At 41.8% G+C, this 12,379-nt stretch carries 10 protein-coding genes; 8 read left to right on the plus strand and 2 right to left on the minus strand.

Annotated elements, in window-relative coordinates; translation table 11 throughout:
• Nucleotides 1-80: 80 nt before the first annotated feature.
• The 4 genes from I2D56_RS04995 (at nucleotide 81) to I2D56_RS05010 (ending at nucleotide 3,844) form a co-directional block, all read left to right on the plus strand.
• Nucleotides 81-452, plus strand: a complete 372-nt coding sequence (locus I2D56_RS04995; protein WP_061564218.1) for a CidA/LrgA family protein — start codon at nucleotides 81-83, stop codon at nucleotides 450-452.
• Entirely contained in the window at nucleotides 452-1,147 is a 696-nt protein-coding gene (locus I2D56_RS05000; protein ID WP_195348103.1) for an LrgB family protein, read from the plus strand. The genes I2D56_RS04995 and I2D56_RS05000 overlap by 1 nt, the downstream gene beginning before the upstream one ends.
• A 212-nt stretch (nucleotides 1,148-1,359) precedes the next feature.
• Entirely contained in the window at nucleotides 1,360-3,021 is a 1,662-nt protein-coding gene (locus I2D56_RS05005; RefSeq protein ID WP_195348104.1) for a C69 family dipeptidase, read from the plus strand.
• Complete coding sequence (locus I2D56_RS05010; protein WP_129269621.1) at nucleotides 3,014-3,844, plus strand: PrsW family glutamic-type intramembrane protease; 831 nt, start codon at nucleotides 3,014-3,016, stop codon at nucleotides 3,842-3,844. Before I2D56_RS05005 ends, I2D56_RS05010 begins: the two co-directional genes overlap by 8 nt.
• A gap of 70 nt (nucleotides 3,845-3,914) precedes the next feature.
• Here I2D56_RS05010 and nt5e read toward each other — a convergent pair whose 3' ends face one another.
• A complete protein-coding gene (gene nt5e / locus I2D56_RS05015; protein WP_195348105.1) occupies nucleotides 3,915-6,116 on the minus strand; it encodes a cell surface ecto-5'-nucleotidase Nt5e in 2,202 nt (733 codons plus the stop codon).
• A 165-nt stretch (nucleotides 6,117-6,281) separates the two neighbouring features.
• The gene (locus I2D56_RS05020; protein WP_048789594.1) at nucleotides 6,282-6,842 is read right to left on the minus strand and encodes a TetR/AcrR family transcriptional regulator; all 561 of its coding nucleotides are present in this window, start codon (nucleotides 6,840-6,842) and stop codon (nucleotides 6,282-6,284) included.
• A gap of 543 nt (nucleotides 6,843-7,385) precedes the next feature.
• Here I2D56_RS05020 and I2D56_RS05025 point away from each other — a divergent pair.
• The 4 genes from I2D56_RS05025 to I2D56_RS05040 all read left to right on the plus strand — a co-directional run bounded on the left by I2D56_RS05025 (nucleotide 7,386) and on the right by I2D56_RS05040 (nucleotide 12,318).
• Nucleotides 7,386-8,087, plus strand: a complete 702-nt coding sequence (locus tag I2D56_RS05025) for an ABC transporter ATP-binding protein (protein ID WP_006597027.1) — start codon at nucleotides 7,386-7,388, stop codon at nucleotides 8,085-8,087.
• Nucleotides 8,088-8,098: 11 nt separating this feature from the next.
• Nucleotides 8,099-10,816: an FtsX-like permease family protein gene (locus I2D56_RS05030; RefSeq protein WP_195348106.1), complete on the plus strand. Its 2,718-nt coding sequence runs from the start codon at nucleotides 8,099-8,101 to the stop codon at nucleotides 10,814-10,816.
• A 68-nt stretch (nucleotides 10,817-10,884) separates the two neighbouring features.
• Nucleotides 10,885-11,727 (plus strand): metallophosphoesterase family protein, encoded by an 843-nt coding sequence (locus tag I2D56_RS05035; protein ID WP_195348107.1) that lies wholly within the window; start codon nucleotides 10,885-10,887, stop codon nucleotides 11,725-11,727.
• A gap of 141 nt (nucleotides 11,728-11,868) precedes the next feature.
• Entirely contained in the window at nucleotides 11,869-12,318 is a 450-nt protein-coding gene (locus tag I2D56_RS05040) for an Rrf2 family transcriptional regulator (protein ID WP_123159020.1), read from the plus strand.
• The last annotated feature ends 61 nt before the right edge of the window (nucleotides 12,319-12,379 follow it).

Consider the following 12,379-nt stretch of genomic DNA (forward strand, 5'->3'; position numbering starts at 1 on the left):
AACTTTCTGAAAATACTTGATTTTTCACAGAAAAGGAGTAGACTGTTAGTGTATCTTTCAAGAATTTTGAGGAGAAGCGCGTGAAACTCTATGTTCAACTGATGATTATCTTTACCATCTCTTTGATTGGGGAAGGGATATCGACCCTCTTTCATTTGCCAATTCCAGGTAGTATTATTGGTCTACTGATTCTATTTCTTTGCTTGCAGTTGAAATGGCTTCGTATCCGCCATGTGAATCTGGTCGGATCTTTTCTCTTAGCCAATATGACGATTTTATTTTTACCTCCAGCGGTTGGGATTATGGATAAGTTTGATGTCATCCAGCCCTATTTATTGCCCATCGTATTGATTATTTTAGGGGCTATCATCATCAATGTAACCCTCATTGCGCTTGTTGTTGGCTTTATCAAGACAAGGTATGAGGGGGATTATGAAGGAGGGAAGAAATAATGGAAAGTTTGTGGTCAAATCCTCTCTTTGGGATTTCTTTATCAGTCTTTGCCTATCTGATTGGGATGATGATTTTTCGTCGCTTTCCCCATCCGATCACGACCCCCCTCTTAGTTGCAACGGTCTTGATCATTGGATTTTTAAAGCTGACAGGGATTTCCTATAAGGCCTATAATATTGGCGGAACCTACCTCAGTAATTTGATTGTGCCCTCAACGGTTGTCCTGGGAATTCCCTTGTATAAGAGTTTCCATCTGATGAAACACCATGCCAAGAGTATTCTTCTTAGTAGTTTTCTAGCAGTAGTAGTCAACACAGTTTTTACAGCTGTCTTGGCTAAGCTTTTTGGGATGAAGTACTTTCTAGCTATTTCCCTCTTTCCTAAGTCTGTGACAACAGCCATGGCAGTGGGGATTGCTGAAAAAATGCAGGGAATTACTACCATTACCCTGGTTGTCGTTGTAGCGACAGGTATCCTGACCAGTGTACTAGGACCAACGATTCTTAAATTCCTAAAAGTAGAGGATCCTGTTGCCATTGGTTTGGCTCTTGGGGGTACAGGTCATGCGGTAGGGACTGGTACAGCCTTTCAGTATGGTCAAGTAGCCGGAGCTATGGGTGGCTTAGCAATTGGGATAACTGGCGTTTTCTACGTCTTTATAACTCCCCTTGTCGCGAGCCTGATTCTTTCCTAAAAAGGTAGAGAGTATTCAGAAAAAGCTTGGAAGAAGTTCCGAGCTTTTTTGTGTACAGTTAGATAGAGAAGGTTGTTTAATAATTTGAAGGTCAAATAATTTTCAGATAGATTACTAATTGATTACAGTCGTTGTAAGCGCTTGCCAAACTTTGGTTCAAAAGGTATACTAAAAGAGGTTATACGGTTAATATCTAGTTAAAGGAGTTCAATATGAAGAAACGTTATGCTCGATCAGCCTTGGGCTTGATCACTGCTCTCTTCCTCTTTGTCCAACCGGTAGAGGCCTGTACAGGTTTTATCATCGGTAAAAAGTTAACAGCAGATGGGAATGCTTTGTACGGACGTACGGAGGACTTAGAACCAAACCACAATAAGAACTTTGTGGTCAGAGAACGAACTTATAACAAGAAAGGGGAGGTCTTTGAAGATGCCACCAATGGCTTTAAGTATGAGCTCCCAGAAGTAAGTTATAAATATACAGCTGTCCCAGATGTTACACCAGAACAGGGTGTATTTGATGAAGCTGGTTTTAATGAGCATGGTGTGTCCATCTCGGCGACCGTCTCAGCTTCAGCAAATGACAACATTAAAAAGGTCGATCCTTATGTAAAGGACGGCTTGGCTGAGTCTGCCCTCACCACTGTCGTTCTTCCAAGTGTCAAAACGGCTCGTGAAGGAGTCGAGCTCATTGCGAAAATTGTGGAAGAAAAAGGGGCAGCAGAAGGAAATATTGTGACGATCGCGGACAAGGAAGGTATCTGGTACATGGAGATCCTTTCTGGTCACCAATATGTAGCGATTCTCTTCCCAGAAGATCGCTATGCAGTCTTTCCAAATACCTTCTTCTTAGGACATGTCGATTTTTCAGATAAGGAACGGACTATTGCCTCGAAGGATGTTGAAAAAGTGGCCCGTGATGCAGGAACCTATAAAGAAATCGATGGCCAGTTCCATGTTTCCCAATCCTACAATCCTCCTTTGCATGAGGCAGATCGTTCTCGTGTTTGGTCTGGTATTAAGTCACTGGATCCAGATGCAGATGTGAACTACGATGACGAGTATTTTGACTTGATGCATACAACGGATCGAAAATTGACGCTACGAGATGCGATGAATCTCCAACGCAATCGGTTAGAAGGAACAGACTTCAAACCACAAGATCAAATGGAGTTGGATGGAAAAGGGATTCCAGAAAAAGGGAAGTTTGATGAAGTTTATAAATACCCGATTTCGAACCCGAATGTCATGGAAGCCCATATTTTCCAATTAAAGGAAAATGTTCCTGATAGTGCAGGTGGGGGAACCATGTGGTTAGCGATGGGAAGCCCACGAAATGCTCCTTACCTGCCTTACTATGGCAATATCACCAATACCTACCAAGCCTATCAAGAATTAGGAACAGCCTATAATCCCCAATCTTGGTATTGGACCATGTCTCGCATTAATGATTTAGTTGCCAAATATCCTGATTTATTCGGAGATGGGGCCATCCGTACTGAAATGGAACGCTTAGAATCTCAATGGATGGCTGAGCAAGAAATCAGTGATCAAGAACAAATCGCCCTCGCTTCACAGCCAGAGCAGGCGAGCCTAAAAGCGACAGAAACGAGCATGACTCGAGCTCAAAAGACCTTCGATCGTCTGCAAGAAATTCGTCAAGAAGCAGAAGAAAAGGTGATTGCTCAATATGGACAAGGTGCTATTGACGATTTAACAGATGAAGAAGATGCAAACCAAGAAGAAGAGATCAATTTGGTACCGTTTGACTATGACTTTGTCATTACAATTGGCTTAGCCCTTGTGACAGTGATAGGAGTAGGAATTTTCTTCATCAAATCAAAGAAAGCAAAGGGAGGTAAGAAGGATGAATAAGTTTCAACGAATATTGCTCTTCCTATTTCTGGTCTTAGCAGGGATTGGGATGGAGTTTGAGCTAGGCTCTCTCTCTCAACAAGAGTTTAGCCAAGTAGCAGGAAGAGATTTGGTATTAAATCTGCTCGTTTTAGCGGTGATTGTCGTTCCTCTTTATCTCTTTATTAAGCGACTTGCAAAAAGATTTGAGGTTCCTCTTCTTGTTTTGTGGGCGACCATGTTTGGAGGTGCTTTTGTTGCTGGCTGGCTCAGTTTTTCAGGGAACAGCCTCATTGACCATTTCAATAGTCATCTCATTCAGGATGTTAGTACCTTTAATAAATGGACAGATGCTTTGACAGCTCCTTTTGCTGAAGAATTTTTCAAAGCTCTAGTGGCTTTCTGGATCCTCTTGATTTTGGGTCGCAAGGATTTAAAATCGATTTTAATTGCCGGCTTTGGATCTGGTCTTGGTTTCCAAATCATTGAGGATCTTGGTTATGTGGCGCGTCAAACGCGATCTGGAGACCTCTCAGCAGTGACAGAGGCAGTGAACCGCATTTCTGGTGGTTTAGCATCTCATGCAGTCTACACAGCTGTTGTATCTGTTGGAGCCTTTCTTATCCTATCTCAGTGCACCAAGCAAAAAGAAAAGCTCTTTGGTCTCTGGTGTGTAGTTTCCACGGTGGCCAATCACTTCTTATGGAACTCTCCATTCTATGAAACAGATCATCGGGTTAATATTTTAGTAGGCTTGCTCTTTGCCTTTCAAGTAGGAACCTTTATTGAGGTCGTTCTCTTTGCTCATAAAAATCCGAATCTAAACCTTTTAAAGAAAAATTAAGGAAAAGATTCAGTAGGTATCATACATGAAAAAGCTTAGAAACTTTTGTTTCTAAGCTTTTTTCTAGATTCTATTTGCTTTCTTCTTTTTTCTTAAGACCAAAGAAGGCTAAGACGGATGTCAACAGAGCGAGCATGTAGATAGCAGGAGAGTCGGAAGTTCCTGTTTCTGGTAGGGTAGCAGAGCCCGCTGTGAATGTTTTAGCGACTGTCACTGACAAGTGATGGTTGTTGGCCTTGATCTGTGTATCGTCTTTAGCAGATGTTAAAGTATTCTTTGTTTGGCTAGCTAGCTGATTAGGAGAATTCGTACCAACTAGAGCTGGAATGTATGTTTGATCCATTTTACCGGTAGATGGATTAGTTGGTTGAGCATTTTTACCGGTAGATGGGATAACTGGTTGGTCATTGCTTCCTGGGTAGGACTTTGGATTAGCAGGATCTGTTCCTTGTTTGATTTCCTCAATATCTGCCACACCATCTCCATCTGTATCTTTGTTAGCAGAAATAGAAATGGTACGAGAATTTGGATTGATGGTTGCATAGGCTGTGAGATCTGCCTTAGCAAGGTAATCTGCAAAGGCAACGCCCATGGAAGGACCTTCCTCACGAGCTCCACCTAACATGGTGTAGCCATCCCCACCTGCTGCTAAGAAGTCATTGGTAGTCAAGTAGTAATCCTTAGCAAGGTTGAGCGGTTCATATTGACCAGTTTCTGGGTTTTTAATTTCGATATAGAGGACGCGTTTTTCAGCTGGTAGGGTTGTATCGTAATAAACTTTCGCTCCAGATACTTGGAGGAAGCCACCGCTTGGTTCAAGAAGGGGTTGACCGTTTTCGTCAAGAACAGTTTTGCCATCTTTTTCTTGTAAAATAGAGCCAAGAGATTTAGCAAACATATCGGCAATATTTTGACCAGTTACTTTAATTTGAGAGATGGTATTCCCAAATGGGAGAACAGCAATAACGTTTCCTTTGGTGATTGGCTTATCTTTTGCAATGGTTTCGCGCAAGCCACCACCGTTGGTTACAGCAAGGTCAGTCTTGTGACTAAAGCCAGTTTGTCCATATTCGTAGAGGGCATCCGCTACAACATTTCCAAGGTTGGTCTCGCGGACACGGACATTTTCCCGTTGACCATTTAGTTCTACCGGACTATTGTCACGAACGATTTTTGCATTCTCAGCATCGTACTGTTCCTTGATTTTTTGGACCATGGCAGCTACTTTGGCATTTGGCACGACATTTTTGGTTGAAGCTGCTGAAATTTGTTGAGGGTTACCAAGCAATTGGTTGGCTTGGTAAGTAATTTTACCGATATTGTTCAGGTAGCTACCGGTTTGGTTATAGGTGACATTATCTCCGTATGTGGTTGATTGAACAGTATGGGAATGCCCATCAATAACGGTGACGCGTTTTCCTTTCAGTTTTGAGTTTTTAGAAAGTTCTTCAGCTAAGGTAGATCCTCGCCATTCGATTGGTGTAGTCGTATCTACTCCCAAGTGAGCAAGGACAACATAGTTTTTGTAAGTCTTGCCTTCTGCAGTAGCGCGTGCTTCAATTTCATCGATGACCTTGTTTACTTCTGAAATAGGATCTGTAAAGGTAACACCTTGGACATTCTTAGGGTGAGTTTTAGTGGCTGTTTCAGGCGTTGTCACCCCGATGACGACAAACTCATCCCCAACGACATTCTTATCTTTATCTACAATGGTGGAAGCCTCAAATAAACGAGCACCGTTGATGTAGGTGTTGGAGCTGAGAAGTGGGAAGTTCAAGATTTCTTTGTATTTCTTAGCCTCATCCAAACCAAAATCGAACTCATGGTTTCCGACTGCCATAGCATCGTAGCCAATTTCGTTCAAAATTTTAGCTCGTTCTTCCCCTTTTGAACTATTTGAAATCGGTAGTCCTTGGAAGGCATCTCCAGCATCTACGACCAAAGTAGATGGATTTTTCGCCCGTTCTTCATCGATGACTGCGGCTAATTTAGCATCACCAATCACACCCTTTTCTTCGACGATCCGACCATGGACATCGTTGGTATGAATGATATTTGCTTCAGGCAAGTCAGCTGAGCTCTCTGTAGCGCCTTCTGAAGTAGCTGTATTAGCTTCTGTTGAAGCAGGAGTAGCAGCATCTGTAGCATTTGTGGAAGCAGCAGCTACTTCAAGGTTAGTTTCTGGAGCTGTTTGCTCATCTGCAGCTACCTGAGAAGCTAGGAAGGCAGGAGCAAGCAATAAGATCGGTAAAAGAAGTTTCTTCTTTTTCATAAACGGTCCTCATTTCTATTTTTTTCCATACTAAATATTATAGCTAAAAAGGAAAGAAAAGGAAAACGTTTTCTGATAGTTGGGCAAATAATCTTGTGAGAGCGTTTAGGTTCCAGCTAATTGCTCTTATCCATAAAAAAAGAAAACTGTCGTTTTCTCATTTTCTTATTCAGTTATGGGTTGGTTCCAAGTGGTAAAGTCAGTTACACTTAATACGACTGTAGCGATTTCAATCGGCTCTTCTTTTGCACCAGTTGACAACCATTTTGTGATTACGGCTTCAATCGTAGCTGCAAAGATCTCAACAGCATACTTATAAGGAACTTGGAATTTATTAACCAAGTGGTCTTTGGCGTGTGGAGTATCGTCAAGAAGTTGCAGGGTGAAATTTTTCATTAGAAAATGAAACTCTTGGTAATCCATCTGCATCAAGGCATAGATAAAGTCATAATTATCTTGAATATATTGAAGTGAGGCAAGAAAATTTGCTCGATTGACGGTGCTTGTAGCGAAAAGTTCTCCCAACTCGCCTAAAAGTTCAGATTTTAGCTGGTTGAACATATCTTGTTTGTCTACATAATGGAGGTAAAAGGTACCTCGATTAATGCCGGCTTCCTTTGTTAGTTGGCTAATTGTAAGACTTTCAAGTGATTGTTCAAGAAGCAGGCGTGATAGGGCGCTTCGGATAGCATTTTTAGAATTCGTTTTTCTCTTTTTTCGGGTCATAGTTCCTCCTTTATCATGTATTTGGTATAAATGTTGTTCACTAATCATCATATTATACAGAAATCAAATTTATTCATCAACAGAATAAAATTTTAGTATCATTCTATAAGTCTAAATGGCTTGAAATCAGGTCTTATTCTTATACTGTAAAAGCCATTTTGGAAGGATTATAAAATTTTTTCCCAGATCTACTTTCAAAGGGGCTATTATATAAAAATGAAAGAAAAACTTGAAATATCAGTTATTTAAACGATCATAACAATTCATACTTATTTGTTATTATATCACAAACTAAGGAGAGGAGGGCAGATGATGCTTGGAGATTTCTATATCAGGAACTAGATAAGATCAAGCTTTTTCCTTGTCTATTTTTGCATAGAAAAGTATTAGTTTATTGGATAGCTTTATTCATAAAATAGAGGAAATGCATCCCTCACAAATTTCTTGTTTTTTAGTCGTTTTAAGGGATTGATTGTTCTTGGTCTTCCGGTAAAAAAGGACTATAATAAAGATAGGAACTTGTGTTTAAGTGGGAGAAAAGATATGGCTTATATTGAGATGAAACATAGTTATAAACGCTATCCGTCAGGAGAAACTGACATCATTGCCAATAAAGATGTTACTTTTGAAATTGAGAAAGGCGAATTGGTCATCATTTTGGGGGCATCAGGCGCAGGAAAATCAACAGTCCTCAATATTTTGGGAGGTATGGATACCAATGATGAAGGGGAGGTTTTAGTGGATGGGAAAGCCATCTCAAGCTTCTCCTCGCACCAACGAACGGATTATCGCAGAAATGATGTTGGCTTTGTCTTCCAGTTTTATAATCTCATCCCTAATTTGACAGCCAAGGAAAATGTTGAGCTGGCTTCTGAAATTGTTTCTGATGCCTTAGATCCTGAACAAGTCTTGAGAGAGGTTGGATTGGGTGAGCGTTTGAACAACTTTCCAGCCCAGCTATCTGGTGGGGAACAACAACGGGTAGCCATTGCGCGCGCAGTGGCTAAGAACCCTAAGATTCTCCTTTGTGATGAACCAACAGGGGCTTTAGACTACCAAACCGGTAAACAGGTTTTAAAGATTCTTCAGGACATGTCTCGTAAAAAAGGGGCAACAGTGATTATCGTCACTCATAATGCTTCTTTAGCGCCAATAGCCGATCGTGTCATTCAGATGCATGATGCTCAAGTAAAATCGGTGACCATCCATAACACTCCACTAGATATCGATAGCCTAGAGTATTAGGGAGGTTGTTCATGAAGCGAAAAGTATATTGGAAAGATCTATTCCATTCTTTTACTAGTTCCAAAGGGCGCTTTTTATCCATTTTAACACTGATGATGCTAGGAACCTTAGCCCTCGTCGGTTTAAAAGTAACGACCCCAAATATGCATCGGACTGCCCAACGCTTTATTGACCAACAAGAGATGTTGGACCTAGCAGTAATGGGGGATTTTGGTTTGGACAAGACTGATCAAGAGGAACTGAGAGGCTTGACTGGGGCTCGCTTGGAATTTTCCTACTTGACGGATGTGACAATAGATGGAAAGGACAAGGCTATTCGACTTTTTTCCACTCCAGAAGCCATCTCGCGCTTTCAGCTGACTTCAGGGCGACTTCCGCAGAAACAAGATGAGGTAGCTCTAGCAGCATTTTGGAAAGATAGTTACCAGATTGGGGATCAGATAAGTATCCATGCAAAGGCAGGAAGTCCATCTGTTCTAAAGTCAAAAAATTATCGAATTGTTGGCTTTGTAAAGTCTGCTGAGATGTGGTCCGAAAAAGACTTGGGACAAGCTACGAGTGGAAGTGGTTCCTTAGATGCTTATGGGGTCCTCTCAAAAGGAGCCTTTACTAGTCCTGTTTATAGCCTTGCTCGGATTCGGTTTGATGATTTGAGGGGGCTAAACCCATTCTCAACTAGCTACCAAGATCGTCTGGCCTCCCATCAAAAGGAGCTGGAAAAACTCCTAGCTGGAAATGGACAGGAGCGCTATCGAAAACTTCAGGCTGATGGGAAACAAAAGATCAAAAAAGGCCAAGAAGAACTCGATGGTGCAAACAAACGGTTAGCAGAAGCGCGTGAAAAGGCAGGCCAAGCACAGACACAATTGACGGAGCAAGCCAATAAACTAAATCAGCTTTCTACACTCTTTCCCAAAGAAGAATTAGAAGCGAGACGACGCGAGTTGGCAGAAGCCCAAAAGCAACTAGATCAGGAATTGGTCAACATACAGACGGGTGAATCAGAACTAGCAACTAAACAAAAGGACCTGGAAAAGACAAAGGAAGAATTAGAGAATCTAGCTCTACCAAACTATCATGTTTACGATCGAAAAACCATTCCAGGCGGACAGGGTTACCTCATGTATAGTAATGCCAGTGCCAGTATCTCCGAGGTAGGCAATCTATTTCCTGTGGTGCTCTACGCAGTCGCTGCCATGGTCACCTTTACGACCATGACTCGTTTTGTTGATGAAGAATGGAGCCATGCTGGCTTGTTCAAAGCCTTGGGCTATCGAACGAAAGATATCTTGGCAAAGTTTCTCCTGTATGGCTTTGTTGCTGGAACAGTTGGGACAGGCCTAGGAACTCTTATCGGTCATTATGTTCTATCGGGGACCATTTCGCAAATTATCACTCAGGGGATGGTCGTAGGACCAAGCCAACAATATTTTTATTGGTCCTATACTTTGTTAGCCTTAGGACTTTCTCTCCTTTCTAGTGTCTTTCCAGCTTATTTGGTTGCTAGAAGAGAATTGAAGGAAGAGGCCAGTCTGCTCCTACTCCCCAAACCACCAGTTTCTGGATCCAGTATTTTGCTTGAGCGCTGTCGTTTTGTGTGGAAACGTCTTAGTTTCACTCAAAAGGTGACAGTAAGGAATATTTTTCGTTACAAACAGCGGATGATTATGACTATCTTTGGTGTTGCTGGTTCGGTAGCCCTTCTCTTTGCGGGTCTGGGAATTCAATCATCTGTCGGTGAAGTACCCCAACGTCAGTTTGGGGAAATCCTTAAATACGATATGATTCTCTCGATCAAATCCAGTCTGACAGACGAAGAGGAACAATCCTTGAAGAAGCGCTTGAAGCAGGCAGATATAAAAGAAACAGAAGCCATTTTTACAAAACGACTGGAGGCTTCTTATCCATCCGGACTTGGAAAGCAAACAGTTACATTAATGGTATCATCAAAAAACAGCTTGGAACCTTTTATCAGTCTCCGCTCAGAAGAGGGAGGACTCGACCTATCCAATGGGGCGGTGATTAGTAGTAAATTAGCGCAATTAGCTAAGGTGGGAGTTGGGGATGACTTACGGCTAGATGGTCATAAGATTAGGGTAGCTGCGATTACTGAAAATTATGTAGGCCATTTCGTCTATATGAATCAAGCAAACTATCAGAAAATCTATGGAAAAAAGGCTAAGAAGAATGCCTATTTGGTCCGATTACAGTCACCTTCGCATCAGTCGGTCCAGAAGGTCAGTCGGGACATGATGGAAGATGGAGCCGTGCTTGCTGTCACGCAAAACACTTCCTTGATTTCTCTCTTTCATTCCGTAGCCCAATCATTGAATAAGACCATGATGATTTTAGTTCTAGTATCTATTTTGCTGGCGATTGTTATTTTATACAATTTAACCAATATCAATGTTGCAGAACGAATCCGTGAGTTATCAACCATAAAGGTATTAGGTTTTCATCATCAAGAAGTCACACTTTATATTTATCGAGAAACCATCCTTTTATCTCTTGTTGGGATAGGATTGGGCCTGGTAGGAGGCTATTATCTCCATCGCTTCTTGATTGCCATGATAGCCCCAGATGCCATTCTCTTTTATCCACGAGTAGCTCTTGGTGTCTATCTTTATCCTATTGTTGGTGTCATTCTGATCCTAGCTATTCTAGGAATCTTGGTCAATCGCCATCTACGCAAGGTAGATATGCTGGAGGCTTTGAAATCTGTTGAATAGAAAATAAACTTCTACCCAAGGGTGGAAGTTTTTAATAGCTTTGGTATAATGAGAAAAGGAGAAGAGACATGATAAAAATTGCTTTGCTTTCGGATATACATGGGAATACAACTGCTTTAGAGGCTGTGCTTGCAGATGCCAAGCGTGCAGGTGTAGAAGAATACTGGTTATTAGGAGATGTCCTTATGCCAGGGACTGGTAGACGCCATCTCTTGAACCTTCTTGAGGAACTGCCCATTACCGTACAGATTCTAGGAAATTGGGAAGATAGCTTGTGGCGAGCGATGAAGGGATTGCTGGATCCATCAAGGGCTAGTCACCGTTATTTGATGCGCCATTGCCAATATATTCTTGAAGAGATTCGACCAGAAGAAATAGAGTCTATGCAAAGTCTGCCCATGCAAGTGCATCGGGAAGTTTCTGGATTAAGAGTGGGCATCACCCATCATTTGCCGGACAAAAACTGGGGACGAGAATTGATTCATATAGGGGACCAGAAAGATTTTGATCGCCTCGTAAGCAATCCTCCATGTGATATAGCAGTCTATGGCCATATCCATCAGCAGTTTTTCCGATATGGAAGTGGTGGAGAGCTCATCTTGAATCCGGGCTCCATCGGACAACCCTTCTTTTTGCAGGCCAATCTTCGAAAGGATCTTCGTGCCATGTATGCCATCCTAGAGTTTGATGACCGGGGCTTGAAAGATGTTGACTTTCGGCGGGTGACCTATGATATTGAGAGAGAACTCCAACTGGCCAAGGATCTGAAACTCCCTTACTTCCAAGTTTACTATGAAAGTTTAGTCAATGGAATCCACCATACCCATAATCATGAGCTTCTACATGAAATAGCTCAGCGAGAGGGACATAATGTAGAAGTAGACGCATGGTTAAGGGAGTTTTTCAACTAGTGTAACAGTTGACATTACAACAAATTAGGGTATAATAGACTAAAAGAAAGAACTCTAACGTCGGAAGAATAAATGTACTAGTTACTAATGGCTTTATACCCAGTTTAAAACATTCCTACCTGGATGGAAGAGAGGATAGCAATGCAAATTTCAAGTCGTTTTACCATTGGAACTCATGTATTAGTGATGATTGCTTTAAAAGGAGACTGTACCAAGGTGACCAGTGATATGATTGCTGGCAGCGTTGGAGTGAACCCTGTCATTATTCGGAAGACCTTGTCCCAATTAAAAAAGGCAGGATTGATCCATGTGGCGCGTGGAACAGGTGGCGCCGAGATGGCCAAAGAATTGGAAGCAATTAGTTTGTTAGATATCTATCAGGCTGTTGAATGCCTTGGGAAGACTGGTCAATTATTTGGTTTCCACGATCATCCAAATCCAGACTGTCCGATTGGAAAAAATATTCATGGAGTACTCGATGGAAAACTTGAAGAGATTCAATTGGCCATGGAAAAGGAAATGTCTCAGACCAGTCTCAAAGAAGTGGTAGAGCAAGCTAGGAAGCAAATGGAGTTGGCAACCGTTTCTTGATTTGAGTCTGTGAGAAACTCGATGTAAAAAAGCCTTTCAGTTTAGACCGAAAGGCTTTTTG

Origin of the sequence: Streptococcus australis (genome assembly GCF_015553625.1) — a bacterium.
In the GTDB taxonomy this organism is placed as follows: domain Bacteria; phylum Bacillota; class Bacilli; order Lactobacillales; family Streptococcaceae; genus Streptococcus; species Streptococcus australis_B.

Bases quoted from the DNA above. Each gene is read 5' to 3' on its own strand.
- I2D56_RS05000 (WP_195348103.1), top strand. From the start codon at position 452: ATGGAAAGTTTGTGGTCAAATCCTCTCTTTGGGATTTCTTTATCAGTC.
- I2D56_RS05030 (WP_195348106.1), top strand. From the start codon at position 8,099: ATGAAGCGAAAAGTATATTGGAAAGATCTATTCCATTCTTTTACTAGT.
- I2D56_RS05020 (WP_048789594.1), bottom strand. From the start codon at position 6,842: ATGACCCGAAAAAAGAGAAAAACGAATTCTAAAAATGCTATCCGAAGC.
- I2D56_RS05025 (WP_006597027.1), top strand. From the start codon at position 7,386: ATGGCTTATATTGAGATGAAACATAGTTATAAACGCTATCCGTCAGGA.
- nt5e (WP_195348105.1), bottom strand. From the start codon at position 6,116: ATGAAAAAGAAGAAACTTCTTTTACCGATCTTATTGCTTGCTCCTGCC.
- I2D56_RS05010 (WP_129269621.1), top strand. From the start codon at position 3,014: ATGAATAAGTTTCAACGAATATTGCTCTTCCTATTTCTGGTCTTAGCA.
- I2D56_RS05005 (WP_195348104.1), top strand. From the start codon at position 1,360: ATGAAGAAACGTTATGCTCGATCAGCCTTGGGCTTGATCACTGCTCTC.
- I2D56_RS05035 (WP_195348107.1), top strand. From the start codon at position 10,885: ATGATAAAAATTGCTTTGCTTTCGGATATACATGGGAATACAACTGCT.
- I2D56_RS05040 (WP_123159020.1), top strand. From the start codon at position 11,869: ATGCAAATTTCAAGTCGTTTTACCATTGGAACTCATGTATTAGTGATG.